General features: G+C 68.2%; 15 protein-coding genes and 1 pseudogene. 7 read left to right on the plus strand and 9 right to left on the minus strand.

Annotation, left to right across the window (positions count from 1 at the left end; genetic code table 11):
- Positions 1–32: 32 nt before the first annotated feature.
- Positions 33–1,184 carry a calcium:proton antiporter gene (locus D514_RS29525; protein WP_017829962.1) on the minus strand — a complete coding sequence of 384 codons (1,152 nt, stop codon included), beginning with the start codon at positions 1,182–1,184 and terminating at the stop codon, positions 33–35.
- 256 nt (positions 1,185–1,440) lie between these two features.
- On the opposite strand from D514_RS29525, the gene D514_RS39415 reads away from it, so the two are divergent.
- Positions 1,441–1,575 (plus strand): hypothetical protein, encoded by a 135-nt coding sequence (locus D514_RS39415; RefSeq protein ID WP_017829963.1) that lies wholly within the window; start codon positions 1,441–1,443, stop codon positions 1,573–1,575.
- A 39-nt stretch (positions 1,576–1,614) separates the two neighbouring features.
- Positions 1,615–1,677, plus strand: a pseudogene (locus D514_RS39420) (transcriptional regulator); the annotation flags it as partial.
- A 54-nt stretch (positions 1,678–1,731) separates the two neighbouring features.
- On the opposite strand, the gene D514_RS29530 reads toward D514_RS39420, so the two are convergent.
- The 3 genes from D514_RS29530 to D514_RS29540 all read right to left on the minus strand — a co-directional run bounded on the left by D514_RS29530 (position 1,732) and on the right by D514_RS29540 (position 3,867).
- Entirely contained in the window at positions 1,732–2,712 is a 981-nt protein-coding gene (locus D514_RS29530; protein ID WP_017829964.1) for an SRPBCC domain-containing protein, read from the minus strand.
- Complete coding sequence (locus D514_RS29535; protein WP_017829965.1) at positions 2,709–2,954, minus strand: hypothetical protein; 246 nt, start codon at positions 2,952–2,954, stop codon at positions 2,709–2,711. Before D514_RS29535 ends, D514_RS29530 begins: the two co-directional genes overlap by 4 nt.
- Before the next feature lie 88 nt (positions 2,955–3,042).
- Positions 3,043–3,867, minus strand: coding sequence for a shikimate 5-dehydrogenase (locus tag D514_RS29540; protein WP_017829966.1), 825 nt, complete (start codon positions 3,865–3,867; stop codon positions 3,043–3,045).
- Positions 3,868–4,490: 623 nt separating this feature from the next.
- On the opposite strand from D514_RS29540, the gene D514_RS29545 reads away from it, so the two are divergent.
- Positions 4,491–4,697: a cold-shock protein gene (locus D514_RS29545; protein ID WP_017203899.1), complete on the plus strand. Its 207-nt coding sequence runs from the start codon at positions 4,491–4,493 to the stop codon at positions 4,695–4,697.
- A 133-nt stretch (positions 4,698–4,830) separates the two neighbouring features.
- Here D514_RS29545 and D514_RS29550 read toward each other — a convergent pair whose 3' ends face one another.
- Positions 4,831–5,496 carry an HAD hydrolase-like protein gene (locus D514_RS29550; protein ID WP_031205867.1) on the minus strand — a complete coding sequence of 222 codons (666 nt, stop codon included), beginning with the start codon at positions 5,494–5,496 and terminating at the stop codon, positions 4,831–4,833.
- A gap of 144 nt (positions 5,497–5,640) precedes the next feature.
- Here D514_RS29550 and D514_RS29555 point away from each other — a divergent pair, with 144 nt between their 5' ends.
- Positions 5,641–5,967, plus strand: a complete 327-nt coding sequence (locus tag D514_RS29555) for a hypothetical protein (protein WP_017829968.1) — start codon at positions 5,641–5,643, stop codon at positions 5,965–5,967.
- A gap of 11 nt (positions 5,968–5,978) precedes the next feature.
- Here the strand turns inward: D514_RS29555 and nucS are convergent, their stop codons facing one another.
- Positions 5,979–6,674: an endonuclease NucS gene (nucS, locus tag D514_RS29560; RefSeq protein ID WP_017829969.1), complete on the minus strand. Its 696-nt coding sequence runs from the start codon at positions 6,672–6,674 to the stop codon at positions 5,979–5,981.
- A 56-nt stretch (positions 6,675–6,730) separates the two neighbouring features.
- Positions 6,731–7,606 carry a GAP family protein gene (locus D514_RS29565; protein ID WP_017829970.1) on the minus strand — a complete coding sequence of 292 codons (876 nt, stop codon included), beginning with the start codon at positions 7,604–7,606 and terminating at the stop codon, positions 6,731–6,733.
- Between the two features lie 115 nt (positions 7,607–7,721).
- On the opposite strand from D514_RS29565, the gene D514_RS29570 reads away from it, so the two are divergent.
- On the plus strand, positions 7,722–8,918 hold the full coding sequence (locus D514_RS29570; RefSeq protein ID WP_017829971.1) for a sensor histidine kinase: 1,197 nt from the start codon (positions 7,722–7,724) through the stop codon (positions 8,916–8,918).
- A complete protein-coding gene (locus D514_RS29575; RefSeq protein ID WP_031205869.1) occupies positions 8,915–9,562 on the plus strand; it encodes a response regulator transcription factor in 648 nt (215 codons plus the stop codon). Before D514_RS29570 ends, D514_RS29575 begins: the two co-directional genes overlap by 4 nt.
- 3 nt (positions 9,563–9,565) lie before the next feature.
- On the opposite strand, the gene D514_RS29580 is transcribed toward D514_RS29575, so the two are convergent.
- Positions 9,566–10,804, minus strand: a complete 1,239-nt coding sequence (locus tag D514_RS29580) for an MFS transporter (protein WP_017829973.1) — start codon at positions 10,802–10,804, stop codon at positions 9,566–9,568.
- A 60-nt stretch (positions 10,805–10,864) separates the two neighbouring features.
- On the opposite strand from D514_RS29580, the gene D514_RS29585 reads away from it, so the two are divergent.
- Positions 10,865–11,926: a LacI family DNA-binding transcriptional regulator gene (locus D514_RS29585; RefSeq protein WP_017829974.1), complete on the plus strand. Its 1,062-nt coding sequence runs from the start codon at positions 10,865–10,867 to the stop codon at positions 11,924–11,926.
- 21 nt (positions 11,927–11,947) lie between these two features.
- On the opposite strand, the gene D514_RS29590 is transcribed toward D514_RS29585, so the two are convergent.
- Positions 11,948–13,447: a hypothetical protein gene (locus D514_RS29590; RefSeq protein WP_017829975.1), complete on the minus strand. Its 1,500-nt coding sequence runs from the start codon at positions 13,445–13,447 to the stop codon at positions 11,948–11,950.
- Between the last annotated feature and the right edge of the window lie 99 nt (positions 13,448–13,546).

Raw genomic sequence — 13,546 nt, forward strand, 5'->3', positions numbered from 1 at the left:
TTGCGCGGGGCAACTGTCTGGATGGGCCGCGCTCAGCTGAAGAGCACCACCAGGTAGACCGCGAATGTCACGAGGTGTGCAGCGCCGTGCATCGCGGTCACGCGCTTCGCGGCGAAGGTCGTCACCGACAGCAGCAGCGTGACGCCGAGCATCAGCAGATTCGCCGGCGATTCCGCGAGCACGACGCTCTGACCGGTGAACATGCCGATGATCAGCACCGCCGGGATGGTCAGGCCCACGGTCGACACCAGCGCGCCATGGCAGAGGTTGCTCACGCGCTGGGCTTCACCGCCGAGCGCGGCGCGCACCGCCGTGATCGACTCCGGAAGGAACACGATGCCCGCGATGAGCACACCGGCGAGGGCGACCGGGGCGCCGAGGCGGCCCAGCCCGTCGTCGAGAAGCGCCGCCATGTCGTGCGACAGCAGCACGATGGGGATCACGGTGACCACCAGCAGCGTGAGGCGCACGACGATCTCCGTGCGGTGCGCGGACAGCACCTGGCGGATTCCTCCCCTGGCCACGCCCTTCTCCTGATCCTTCACGGTCTGGAGAAGGCGCGGATCGACCTCGGTGAAGTCGCTCGCCTGCGCACCCATCTGCCGGTAGAGGAAGAAGGCGTAGAGCACGAGGGTGAGCACGATGATCGGGATCTCCTGCGCCGTCGTGTACGAGCCGTCCGTACCGATCAGAGCGGGGAGGCCGAACGCGAGCGCGACCAGTACCACCAGCATCGACAGATACGCCGACGTGCCGGTGCGGTTGTGCGCCATGCCGCGGTGGCGGAGCCCGCCGAAGAGGAGTGCGAGCCCGATGACGAGGTTGAGGATGATCATCGCGACGGCCATGACCGAGTCGCGAGCGATGGTGGCGTGCTCACCGGGACCGAGCATGACCGCGGAGATGAGGATGACCTCGATCAACACGATCGACAGAGTCAGCACGAGCGAGCCGTATGGGTCGCCGAGCCTGTGGGCGAGGGCCTCGGCCTGCTTGACGACACCGAACGCGCAGACGAGGATCACGGCGATGATCGCCCCGAGCGCGATCACGAGTACCGGCACGGGCACAGGGGGCTCCAGAACCGGGTGGAAGAGGAGGAGGGCCGCGAAAGCTCCCCATCCCAATGCGACGCGGACGATATCGGTGGCGCCGATCAACTGCTTAAGCTCCGTGCGTGACATCGCCGGACTCCTTCGAGGTGGGGCCGTCCCCGATCTGCCTCACCGTCGGAGGTCGTCCTCCGTCGTCGCTTCCCGCCTCACGGTAGCAAACCGCGTCGGCTCTGTGGTGTTGCGGAGGGAACATTCCGAGAACGGCATGAAAGCAGCGAGCGCAGAGAAGTGTGTGTTTTTTCCCGGTCAAAAGGAAATTTGACTTCCCCTGGTTCCGGGCTATGGTCGGAGGTTACGCCAGCCACCGAAGGGGAAGCGAGTAATCATGTCCGGAAAGTCCATCCAGGGTCGCGACAGCAAGAAGGCACCGCAGCTCTCGCTCAAGGAGAAGCGAGCTGCGAAGCGGGAGAAGAACGCCCCGGCCGAGTTCATCAAGCCCCGCAAGGGCGCGAAGGGCTGATCGGGTTCGGTCCGGCTTTTCGAAGAGATTTTTCGCGCGATCCTCGAAGAGCTGCGCCATGACGCGCGGGCATCCATGACGGCGATCGCGGACGCGGTGCACATCTCCCGCGCCGGCGCCCNCTTGGTCTTCGCAAAATCCATTCGAAAAGGATGGTCAACGGAAGACGCGGGTGATCCCACTCTCCATCTGGGTGAGCTGGATGTAGACGAGGAGACGGTGGAGCGGCTTCAGGACGGCGCGCACCAGGCGGCGGCCACCACGGCCTCGCGCGGTCTCCCACGTGAGGGTCGCGCGGATCTGCGTTCCGCCAGCGGCATGTTCGAGTTCGAAGTCGACGAGCCTCGGATTCGATCGGACGGCGTCCGGGTACGAGAAGCGCCACCGGATGAGGGCGGGTTCCTCGCACGCCGCCAGCTCGACGCGCTGGCGGCGGAACTCCTCCTTCACGCGCACGGACCTGCCGTCCGGGGCCTCAGTCGTGGACTCCGCCTCCCACGGCCCGGTCGTATCGTGGTCGGCATGGATGGTGCCCACAGCCGGATCCCATTCGGGGATCCGGCCGGCGGAGGACAGCAGAGCCCAGACATCGTCCCGCGAAGCAGGGGCGAAGAGGGAGCGCGTGCCGGACAGCGTGTGCGTGTCGCGCGCCTGCTGCGGCGCCAGGCGAAGTCGCTGCACATCATCCAGCCGAGCGCTGAGAACCCCCGGGTCGACATCGATTCGTCGCAGGATCTCCTCGATGAGACCGCTCGGTTCGTCGATGAGAGTGCGCAGCACCGCGGCGGAGTCGCCGCGCCGCTCCCCGCTTGATGCTTCCTTCAGGACAGTGAGCGCCCGTTCCGTCCACTCGTATCCTGAGGTCTCGTGGAAGACGATGCGACCGAGACCGTCGGTGTCTGAGGCGATGCCCACGAGCTCGAGTTGAGCTGCATGCTGTGCCGCGACCGCCGCGCGGGCCGCATCGAGACCGGCGCCCATGCCGCGCAGGATCTGCCCTCCCGTGTCGGGGTCGATGGTCAGGGCGAGGAGCAGGTGATCGATGTCGGCGTCGCGCACTCCGAAGCGTGAGGCCTCCTCCATGGCGGCCAGCGACAGGGTGTGCATCGTGGCGGCGGCGTGGGTGAATCTGCTCATGAGCTCCTCCGGGGAACGGCGATGGTCGGATCGATCCGCTTCGCGTGCTTCTTGTGCACTGCCTGGCGGGTGACGCCCAGAGCATCGGCGATCGCCTGCCAGCTCATGCCGGACCGCAGTGCGGCTTCGACCTGGCGCAATTCGAGTGCGTCCGCGAGCGTGCGCAGCGATGCCACCGCCCGCAGGCCTGCACGCGGTTCGGTCGTGTCCGCGGCGATCTGTGCGACATCGAGGGATTCCATGTCGTCAACCTACGTTGCTAACGAGGCGCTGTCAACTTGCGTTGCTACGAGTGCGGCAGACGAGGTCTCCGCGATCAGAACGCTCCGCTCACGCGTTCCCGGCGCGCATGAACTCCTCGGCCTCGCGCACCTGCTCCGCCGACGGCCGGATGCCGGTGTACAGCACGAACTGCTCCAGCGCCTGCAGCGTCGCCACCTCGGCCCCCGTGATCACGGGGGTGTCTGCGGAGCGCGCGGCGGCGATCAATGGCGTCTCCGCGGGAAGAGCCACGACATCGAACACCACGGATGCCGCGGCGATCGCCTCTTCCGAGAACGCGAGCGTGTGCTCCTCCGCGCCACCGGCCATGCCGATCGGGGTGACGTTGACGAGGATGTCTGCGGTGGCGTCTCCGACCTCGGCCGCCCAGGAGAAGCCGTAGAGGTCGGCGAGCGTGCGGCCGTTCTGCTCGTTCCTGGCGACGATCGTCACGCGCGTGAACCCGGCGTCGCGGAACGCGGCGGCGGTGGCCTTCGCCATCCCTCCCGACCCGCGCAGCAGCACCGAGGCCGCGGAATCGAGGCGATCACGTGCGATGAGCTGCGCGATCGCGGAGTAGTCGGTGTTGTGTGCGGTGAGCACGCCGTCATCGTTGACGATGGTGTTGACGGAGTCGATCGCGCTCGCCGAGGGGTCCATCCGGTCGACGAGGGCGATGACGTCTTCCTTGTAAGGCATCGAGATCGCGCATCCGCGGATGCCGAGTCCACGCACGCCTGCGATCGCCTGGGAGAGGTCGGTGGGGGCGAAGGCCTTGTAGATCCAGTTCAGCCCGAGCGCCTCGTAGAGGTGGTTGTGGAAACGAGTGCCGTTGTTGCTCGGCCGTGCCGAAAGCGAGATGCACAGCGTCATGTCCTTGTTGAGCAGAGTCACCGGATCAGGCTACTCGCGAGCCGGTCGTCGCGCGCGATGACGCCGACGTGACCATCCGTGACGTGCCTGGACGAGAACCGCCGACCCCGCAGGGTCAGGCTCCGACCGCGCCGGTCTCGCCCGGGTGAGACTCCGTGGCGGGAAGGCGCGTCCTCCCCTATGGTGAAGGTGCATGCACGAGGGGATTGATCGTCTACGTCTCTCCCCACGAGGCGGCGGCCCACCCCAGGGGCAGGCGATCTGTGCGTGCGATTGGGCCCTCTCGAGTAGTTCAGTCCCCAATGGGCTACTCGAGGGGGCCGCTATCGTTCGCTCTCGCGACGAAGTTCAGATTTGTCCCCCAAAAGGGGGACAAGGGCGTCGAAAAGGAGCTAAGCTGTTTCTGACGCACCCTCCGGTCGTCTTCGGCCCTCATCGCTCCCCCCGCGGTGAGGGCCACACCATTTTCTGGGCTCCTCCTGGGCAGCGCGTCTCCGAACTCGCCGGATGACGGCCGCGTGCCGCTCGTGCAACATTTGGATTACCTTCTTGCAGGTGCTATTCCCCTCGGGGCCTCCTCCACTAGCGTTAGCGGTGTCGGGGCATCCCTGCGTCGGCTTCTTCACCAGCAGAACAGGCAGTACATGAGCACCCAGGGCACGGTTAAGTGGTTCAACTCGGAGAAGGGCTTCGGCTTCATCTCCCCCGACGACGGAGGCGCTGACGTCTTCGCGCACTACTCCGCCATCCAGTCATCCGGCTACCGGTCTCTCGAAGAGAACCAGCGAGTCGAGTTCGATGTGGCGCAGGGCCCGAAGGGCCTGCAGGCAGAGAACATTCGCCCCGTCTGAGACGGGCGAGACACAGAACTCCCCACCGGATCGCGTCCCCGATGCGTCATCCGGCGGGGAGTTCTGTGCTTTCCGGGTCCGATTCGGCTCTTGTTCGCGTGTGGTCTGCGGGTCGCGCACCAGCGCGCGCCGGTCAGGTCAACAGCAGGGCGCGGAGTTCGGACACGGAGGCCACCCGGAATGCGGCCTCGTCACCCTCGTGGGCGTCGCTGAAGCCCCACTCGACGAAGATCACCGGGACGTCGTTGGCGTTGCCACCCTCGACATCGTGGTGCCGATCGCCGATGAGGACGGGGCGTGAGGTGTCGGCGCCGAGCTCGCGCAGTCGACGAAGAGCTTCGGCGACGATGTCGGTCTTCGAGGCGAGGGTCGACTCGTCGGGCGTCGCCCCGACGGTCGTCAGGAATGCGGGCCGGAGTCCGAAGTGGTCGACCAATGCGTCGACCTGGTTCTCGGGCTTCGAGCTGGCTGTCGCCTGCGGCACTCCCGAAGCGTGCAGTTCATTGATGAGGTCCACCACGCCGGGGTAGGTCGCGGCGTCGGTCGTGTAGCCGTCGGCCTTGCCGAGCGTGCGGTAGAACGCGACCGCCTCGGCGGACTGCTCCGGCGTCATGCCCGCCTGGTCCTGGAAGGACTGGAACATGGGCGGGCCGATCCAGTGCACCAGTTCCTCGCGTGTCGGTGCCGGACGCCCGAAGTGGGTGAGCGCGACATTCAGCCGGCGAAGGATGCCGACGGACGCGTCGACGATGGTGCCGTCGACGTCCCACAGCACGCAGGAGTAAGGGGAGTGAGGCATCTCTCCAGCCTATGGGCCGGAACGGCGATGACCGCTCTTCCTGCACAGGTGTGCAACAGAGTCACTTCTGCACACCTCATGTGAATGCCTGATGTCTACATATAAGGTCGTGACAACGGCGGACTCGCGGGCGAGAATGGGGGCATGTACGTGTCGGTGGAAGTCATCACGATGCTGGCGACAGCAGTGACGCTACTGGTGGCGATCATCAGCGGTTTCGGTTGGATGATCAACCGGATGGACGCGCGATTCGCGGAGGTGGTGGCGAGGTTCGATGCGCGGTTCGAAGCGCAGGACGCGAAGCTCGGTGCGCGGTTTGAAGCGCAGGACGCGAGGTTCGGTGCGCGGTTCGAAGCGCAGGACGCGAAGTTCGGTGCGCGGTTCGACCGTATCGAGCAAGAGATCGTCGAGGTGAAGATCGCGATCGCGCGCCTTGAGGGTCCGGCACCCCGGCTCATCGCCGCACGCTGACGGGCGACGCCTCAGAAAAGGCGGGGGATGCCCGACTCGATGCCCTTCATGTCGTCGTAGTCGAGCACCAGGCAGCGGATTCCGCGGTCCTCGGCGAGCACGCGTGCCTGGGGCTTGATCTCCTGCGCGGCGAACACGCCCCGCACGGGGGAGAGGTGCGGGTCGCGACCCAGAAGTTCGAGATAGCGGGTCAGCTGCTCCACGCCGTCGATGTCGCCGCGTCGCTTGATCTCGACCGCGATCGCGGCGCCGTCTGCATCGCGCACCAGAAGGTCGACGGGGCCGATGGCCGTCGGGTATTCGCGACGAACGAGCGTCGCGCCCTCGGAGATGCGCTCGACCTGCTCGGCGAGAAGTCGCTGCAGGTCGGCCTCCACGCCGTCTTTCTGGAGCCCGGGGTCGATGCCCAACTCATGGGACGTGTCGTGGATGATCTCGTAGATCTGCACACGCAGCGCATCGCCGGTCTTCTTGTGCGTCACGCGCCAGACTTCGACCACGCCGGCGCTCGCCTCTTCTTCGCCGGGGGTCTCGCTCGAGAGCGAGCACGGCGGGCTCATCCAGTTGAGCGGCTTGTAGCTGCCGCCGTCGGAGTGCACGAGCAGACTCCCGTCTCCCTTGTGCACGAGCAGACGCGTGGCGAGCGGGAGATGGGCATTGAGCCGACCGGTGTAGTCGACCGAGCAGCGGGCGATGACGAGACGCACCCGTCGAGCCTACTTCGTCAGGGGTGTGCCGCGGTCGCACTCGGCGGGCGCGGCGGTCACCGGTCGAGGAAGGACCCGATCGCCTGGAAGAGCCCGAGCTCGGTGGCGGCGGAGCGGGCGATGAGGAATCCGATGATGCCGATGATCCATGCCGTGTTCTCGGCGCCGGTGCGCTCCATCCAAGCGGCGAATCGTTCGAGCGGCCGTTGCACCAGCGGGGCGGCGACCAGGCGGAGGACGAGCAGCACGACAGCGGGCAGGATCATCAGCGCGCAGTAGCCGACGAGCGACAGCACGCGCAGCGGGGTGTCGATTCCGGCATCCGCGAGCATCGTCATCGCGACGATGTAGGGAAGCATGGTGGCGACCTCGACCAGTCCTGCCGCGACAGCCACCGCCATCACCGCGGTGCCGCGCGTGCGGGGATCGAGCAGTCGCTCCCGCCACCGGGTGATGCGACCGGCGCGCGCCCGAGGCTCCGTCACTGCGGCTGTCGCGGGAGGCGGGGTCATCATCGACGATCCGCCCGCCTCGTGTGCGGTCGGCAGGTCCGTTCCCGGCAGGACCGACGCGGAGGCGGGCAGCGAGGCGGACGGGGAAGCCGCTGCGGCACTCTTGTCACCGGTCGGCATCACGAAGGCGGTGATGAGGAGCGCTCCGCCCACGAGGAGGCGGATGGTCAGTCCGGCGGGCGAGGCCAGGAAATCGGACGCCACGTCGACGAGGTTCACCAACCCCCAGAGGAACAGAAGGCCGACGAGCAGGTAGAACGCGGCGATCGTCACCAGATACAGCAGGATGCGTCCGGCGCGCACCCGTCCCGGATGCAGGAGCAGGAAGACGGGGATGAGGAGGGTGCCGACGCTCAGCCCGTCGATCAGCGCCAGGAGAGCGAGAGAGAAGGGGAGCGGCAGACCGCCGAAGAGTTCCATGTCTCCACGCTCGCGGAGCCGGGGCCGCGACGGATCGGGCGAAAGTATCGTTCCCTCCGACCTCCTCATCCCTTCGTCGGATGCGCGGCGGCGCGCACCGTGATTGCATGAGGGCATGCACGAGCAGGTCGAAGGCGGATTCGGCGCCTGGTACCGTCGGCACCGCTGGTGGGCGGACCCGTTGGGGATGGCGCTCCTGTCGGTCGTCATGGCCTGGTTCGGGTTCCGCGGGATCTGGGGCCCGTTCTCGATCCTCCAGGAACCGGTCTCCCCGTGGTGGTCGCTGGCTCTCGCCCTGCCCGCCTGCGCCCTCGCCCTCGTCAAGAGGCGTCTGCCCGTGACGGTTCTCGTGCTCGTCACGCTCCTGTTCGTTGTCGATCTGGTCACGGTCGGGGGCATCGGCACCCTGGTGGTGCTGCTGGATGTGCTGTGGACGGCGTCGTTCCTCGCGGGGCCGCAGGGGCGACGGGTGCTGCTCATCGTGCTGGGCCTGTCGACGGTCGTGCTGTTCCTCGCCGCCTGGCTCTTCACCGATGTGTCGCTCGCCGTGGCCTTTCTCATCGGGGTCCAGTTCGGTGCGATCTTCGGCACCGACTACTGGTGGGCGGTGGCCGTCTCCCAGGCGCACGAGCTCGCCGAGCTGCACCGCCAGCGTGCGGAGGCCGCGGCTGCCGTCGCCGAGCGTGACCGCGCCGAGGCCGTGGAGCGGGAGCGCGAGACGATGGCGCGGGAGTTGCACGACGTGGTCGCAGGTCACGTGATGGCGATGGCGATCCGGGCCGAGGCCGCACTGTCGACCGCGCCCGACCGCACGGCGGACCGAGAAGCCCTGCAGGCCGTGCGCGACGCGGGGCTCGATGCCCATGGGGCGCTGCGATCCATGATCTCGGTGCTTCGGCGAGGCGATGGCACCCTCGCCCCCACGCCGCCGTGGGCGGATCTCGGGGCAATCGTGCAGGAGGCGGAACGTGGAGGGCTGGTGGTGCGCCTGGTCGTCGATGACGTCGACGATCTCGGAGCGGCACGCGAACAAGCCGTCATCCGCATCGTGCGGGAGGCGCTGAACAACTGCGTCCGCCATGCGAGCGGCGCCGACGTCGAGGTCGGGATCCGTGGGAGCAGCGCCGAGGTGCGGGTGGAGGTGCGCTCGCGTGGCGGCGTCGCCAGTCGTGCAGCCGCCCACGGCGACGAGGGCTGGGGGCTGCAGATGCTGCGGGAACGTGTCGGCGCACTGGGTGGTGCCTTCGCTGCGGGTCCGGTCGCCGGCGGATGGTCGGTTCACGCCCGGATCCCGAGGGAGGTGACGGCATGAGGGCTCCGTCTGTGCTGCTGGCGGATGATCACGGCGCGATCAGGGCGGGGCTGCGCATCATGCTCGAGGCGCAGGGCATCACCGTGGTCGGGGAGGCCGCCGACGGCGACGTCGCTGTGCGCAATGCCGCGGCGCTGCGTCCCGACGTCGTCCTCATGGACCTGCGGATGCCGGGGCGGGACGGGATCTCGGCGACCAGGGAGATCGTCGAGCGAGGTCTCGGCGATGTCCTGGTGCTGACGAGCTTCGACGAGGACGACCTCGTGTTCGGAGCGATCCGTGCCGGCGCGGTGGGCTTCCTGCTCAAGACGGTCGACGCTCCCGCTCTCGCAGAGGCCGTGCGCGCGGTCGCGGCGGGGGAGGGTGCGCTGGATCCGCGGGTGACCCGACGTGCGCTCGCCGCGGTCGCCCAGAGCGCGATGCCATCGGTGCCCGTCTCGCGTCAGGGGGAGTTCTCCGACCTGACGGCGAGGGAGCAGGAGGTGCTCGACGGGATCCTGCAGGGGTGGTCCAATGCCCAACTCGCCGCGAGGCTGCGCATCTCGGTGCCCACGGTCAAGACGCATGTCTCGAACGTGCTCACCAAACTCGGAGCGCGCAGCCGCTCGCACGCCGCAGCCCTCGCGCGGGGGCGCGAGGGCTGAACGTCAGTCCTGCGCCGCCGTCGTGACCGGGAACTTCTCGTCTTCGCGCAGCGGACGCGCTGCACCCGAGAACAGACCGGACATCACGACCAGCGCGACCAGAATGAACAGGGTGTTCAGCAGGCCGATGTGCTCGCTGATGATTCCGAGCACGGGCGGTCCGCCGAGGAACGCGATGTAGCCGATCGTGGCCGCCGCGCTCACACGAGCCGCCGCCTTCGCGGGATCGTCCGCCGCGGCGGACATGCCCAGCGGGAAGCCGAGCGATGCGCCGATGCCCCACAGTGCCGCCCCGACGAGCACGAGCGGGAAGGTGGGAGCGAGGATGAACAGCAGGATGCCCGAGGCCGCCGCCATTGCGAGGACGCGCAGCACCAGGACACGTCCGAACCGGTCGACGAGGGGTCCGCCGAACAGGCGCACGACGGTCATGCCGATCGAGAACACGGCGAGCGAGACGGCGCCGGTGCCCTCGGCGAAGCCGTGACCCTGCTCTGTGCCCAGCGCGATCCAGTCGTTGGCGCCGCCCTCGGCGAACGACATGCCGAGCATGACCACGCCGATCAGGTAGGTGCGAGGTTCGCGCCAGGCCTCGAGCGCGGTGTGCATGCGTGCGCGGAACGCCGGCTTCTCATGCGGCGCCGGGTCGAGGGCGGCCTCGCGCACGGGGACCTGGAAGAAGCAGACGACGGCGATCACGGCGATCAGTGCGCCCATGATCGACGCGTGGGTGGCGACGTCGATCGTGAGCTGTGCCGCGAGGGCGCCGATCCCCGCGCCGATGACCGTGCCGAAGCTGAAGAACGCATGGAAGACCGGGAGGATCGTCCGGCCCATCTGCTGTTCGATCGCGGTCGCCTCGACGTTCATCATGACGTCGACCGATCCGTTGCCGAAGCCGAAGAGCACCATGCCGATGAGCACGACGGGGACCGAACCGAAGACGTTGGCGCCCAGACCCACGAGCACGATGCCGAGCGCGAATGTCAGCATCGTCAGCAGCATCCCGCGTCGAGCGCCCAGGCGTGCCATCACGGCCGGGCCCGTCGAGATGCCGACGATCGACGACACGCCCATGCCGAGAAGGATGAGACCGACCTGTGCGTTGTCCAGACCCAGCGCCTCTTTGATCCCGGGGACGCGTGACGCCCAGGTCGCGATCGAGAGGCCGCTCGCGAGGAAGATGGCGAAGATCGCGGTGCGCCAGCGCACGAACTGCGAACGGGAGAGGGCTGTTTCCATGTCGGACAGCCTATCGAATCGATTCGACACGAGGGAAGCGAAGGGAGCTATCCTCGAAGTATGAGCAGTCAGGAGACGCCGCGTCGGCCCACGATCGCCGACGTCGCACGCGAGGCGGGCGTGGCGACATCCACCGCCTCGGTCGTCTTCAGCGGCAAGGCGAACGTGGCGGCTGCCACGCGGGAGCGTGTGCTCGCCGCCGCTGCCGACCTCGGTTACGCCGGTCCGGATCCTCGCGCGGCATCCCTGCGCCGCGGACGCAGCGGCATCGTCGCCGTCGTTCTCGAAGGGCATCTGCGCGCGGCATTCCTCGATCCGGTGACGACGGCCATGATGGATGGGCTCACCGACGGGCTCGCCGACCTCAGCGCCGGCATCCTTCTGATGCGGGACGAGCCGGGGGAGGAGGGTGCGGCGATCACGCACGCCCCCGTCGATGCCTTCGTGCTGATCGGCTGCTCCGGGCGGACGAAGGCCTCGCTCGAGGTGGTCGTCGGCCGTGGTCTGCCCGTCGTCGTGATCGAAGGCGATGCCGGAGGGGAGATCCCGCGCATCACCCTGGACAACGTCGCCGCTTCCGCCGACGTCGCGCGACACGTTCACGATCTCGGCCACCGCGATGTCGCCTTGGTCACGCTCCCGCTCGACAGCGAGCGCGAGCGCGCCGCGGTGACCCCGGAGCGGATCGCGAACGCCACCGTCGACGTCACCGTGCATCGACTCGAGGGGATGCGTCAGGTGTTCCCGGACGCGCCGGCGATCTCGGCATCCGGCAGTCTCATCGACGAGGGCGTGCTGGTCGGCAGGATGCTCCTGACGGACCCTGCCACTCGACCGACGGCTGTGCTCGCACAGAGCGACCTGCTCGCCGTGGGGGTGATCCGCGCGGCGGAGGAGCTGGGACTGCGCGTGCCCGAAGACCTCTCCGTGGCCGGCTTCGACGGCATCGAGGTCGACGGACTCGGCGGTCTCACCCTCACCACCAGCGTGCAGCCGGCCGTCGAGAAGGGCCGCGCCGCCGGGGAGCAGGTCGCCCGCATGCTCGGCGGTGAGCCCGGGATGACGCAGCACCTGACGTGTGTGTTCCGCGCCGGCACGACGACCGGCCCCGTCCCCCGCTGAGCGGCTGCGACGGCCGTCGCCTCAGCTGTGCTGCGGGCCGAGCGGCACAGTGGCGTCGCCGAAGTCGATGATGCGATATCGACCGCAGTCGATCACCTCGTCGGGGATCTCCGATGGGGGAAGACGCCACTCGACGGTCTGCGCATCCTCCACGAGGAACGACACCTCGAGGGCCCCGAAGTCCCCTCGGTTCACGAGCCATGCATAGCCGTTGAGCTGGTGATCGACCTGCACCAGACGGGCGGGATCCTCCACGTGCAGCTTGGGCAGGCGCACCGTCCAGAACTGGCCGGCACCGGTGCGACCCGAGGCGTTCACCCAATCGGTCACGCACCTCAGATCGGGATCGGGGTTCGCGCTCGCACCGGCCAGTCGGGGAACGCTGAGCACGCCGCCCATCAAGAGAACCGCTGACACTGCGGCCGCGACGACGGACTGCACCCGGAACGGCGCTCGCCAGGAACGCGGCGCCGCCACCAGGGCGAGCACCGGTGCGAACGCGAGGGGCTGCAGGTAGCGGGCAGCGTGCGTGCCCAGGCCGATCGCGCCGATGATCACGAGGACGGGCATGACCCACGCGACGGTGGAGACGAACCGTGACCCGGTGTCTTCCGCCCGTGCGGTGCCCACGACCGCGAGCACGATGAGCGCGATCACGATCAGAATGCCGATCACCCCGGCTGGCGTCCCCGCGCGCGTGGTGAGGAGGGCTCCGTAATACCCCACCGACTCCATCCACTGCTCGGGCTGGATGTAGTCGGCTCCGGTGTTGCTGATCCATGCCCGAAGCGGAATGCGACCCAGGAAGCCGAGGGCCGTGCCGGTGAGGAGCGCGACGAGGATCATCGTGGGGCGGATGCGGTGGGGCGCGCGAGGGAGCATCAGAGCGAGGATCACGGTGATCGGAACCGTCGCCCAGACGGCGTAGAGCGGGTTCGAGAGCGTGGCGACCGCGGCCGTCGTGCCCAGGGCGACCAAGAGTGCTCCACCGCCGCGGTCCCGGTCGACGAGCCGCCGCACCAGGCCGACCGACAGCACGACGGCGATGACGGTCGAGGAGTAGTAGGTGGTCGTCAGCAGGAGGGATGCGAGCTCCAGCGCGTCCCTCGATCCCGACACGTCGGTCATGGCCAGGACGCCGAAGGCCAGCAGTCCCACGAGAGCCCACGCGACCGGAGCCGTGCCTTTCCGCCGCGGACCAGCGACCAGCCGGAGGGCACCGTAGAGCGCGAGCATGTTGATGACGGCATTGACGGCGAGCAATCCGTTCACGTCGAGCGGAAGCAGTGTGTCGAGGCCGGCGAACACCGCGGACTCGGGCAGGAACAGCACGCTCGACATCGCCCAGTCGAGGGGGACACCTGAGAGGACAGACCTCGCGAAAAGGGCCACGATCAGGGAATCCCCATCACGGAACAGCAGCTCCGACCGAGCGGACGAAGCGACCTGTGCCGCCGTGACCAGGGCGATGGCCAGCGCCCCCGACCAGCCCGCGAGCTCTCGAATCCAGACCCGCCGCATGGGCCTACTCTCGCACGATCGTGCAACGGTGGACCTCAGCAACCTCTCGCGCCGGTAAACTGTCTGTACACCCGCCCGCCTGAGCCAAACGGCCGACGA

This window comes from Microbacterium sp. UCD-TDU (assembly GCF_000340625.1).
Classification (GTDB): Bacteria; Actinomycetota; Actinomycetes; order Actinomycetales; family Microbacteriaceae; genus Microbacterium; species Microbacterium maritypicum.

Bases quoted from the DNA above. Each gene is read 5' to 3' on its own strand.
- D514_RS29590 (WP_017829975.1), bottom strand. From the start codon at position 13,447: ATGCGGCGGGTCTGGATTCGAGAGCTCGCGGGCTGGTCGGGGGCGCTG.
- D514_RS29565 (WP_017829970.1), bottom strand. From the start codon at position 7,606: ATGGAACTCTTCGGCGGTCTGCCGCTCCCCTTCTCTCTCGCTCTCCTG.
- D514_RS29525 (WP_017829962.1), bottom strand. From the start codon at position 1,184: ATGTCACGCACGGAGCTTAAGCAGTTGATCGGCGCCACCGATATCGTC.
- D514_RS29575 (WP_031205869.1), top strand. From the start codon at position 8,915: ATGAGGGCTCCGTCTGTGCTGCTGGCGGATGATCACGGCGCGATCAGG.
- D514_RS29585 (WP_017829974.1), top strand. From the start codon at position 10,865: ATGAGCAGTCAGGAGACGCCGCGTCGGCCCACGATCGCCGACGTCGCA.
- D514_RS29530 (WP_017829964.1), bottom strand. From the start codon at position 2,712: ATGAGCAGATTCACCCACGCCGCCGCCACGATGCACACCCTGTCGCTG.
- D514_RS29580 (WP_017829973.1), bottom strand. From the start codon at position 10,804: ATGGAAACAGCCCTCTCCCGTTCGCAGTTCGTGCGCTGGCGCACCGCG.
- D514_RS39415 (WP_017829963.1), top strand. From the start codon at position 1,441: ATGTCCGGAAAGTCCATCCAGGGTCGCGACAGCAAGAAGGCACCGCAG.
- D514_RS29545 (WP_017203899.1), top strand. From the start codon at position 4,491: ATGAGCACCCAGGGCACGGTTAAGTGGTTCAACTCGGAGAAGGGCTTC.
- D514_RS29550 (WP_031205867.1), bottom strand. From the start codon at position 5,496: ATGCCTCACTCCCCTTACTCCTGCGTGCTGTGGGACGTCGACGGCACC.
- D514_RS29570 (WP_017829971.1), top strand. From the start codon at position 7,722: ATGCACGAGCAGGTCGAAGGCGGATTCGGCGCCTGGTACCGTCGGCAC.
- D514_RS29555 (WP_017829968.1), top strand. From the start codon at position 5,641: ATGTACGTGTCGGTGGAAGTCATCACGATGCTGGCGACAGCAGTGACG.
- D514_RS29535 (WP_017829965.1), bottom strand. From the start codon at position 2,954: ATGGAATCCCTCGATGTCGCACAGATCGCCGCGGACACGACCGAACCG.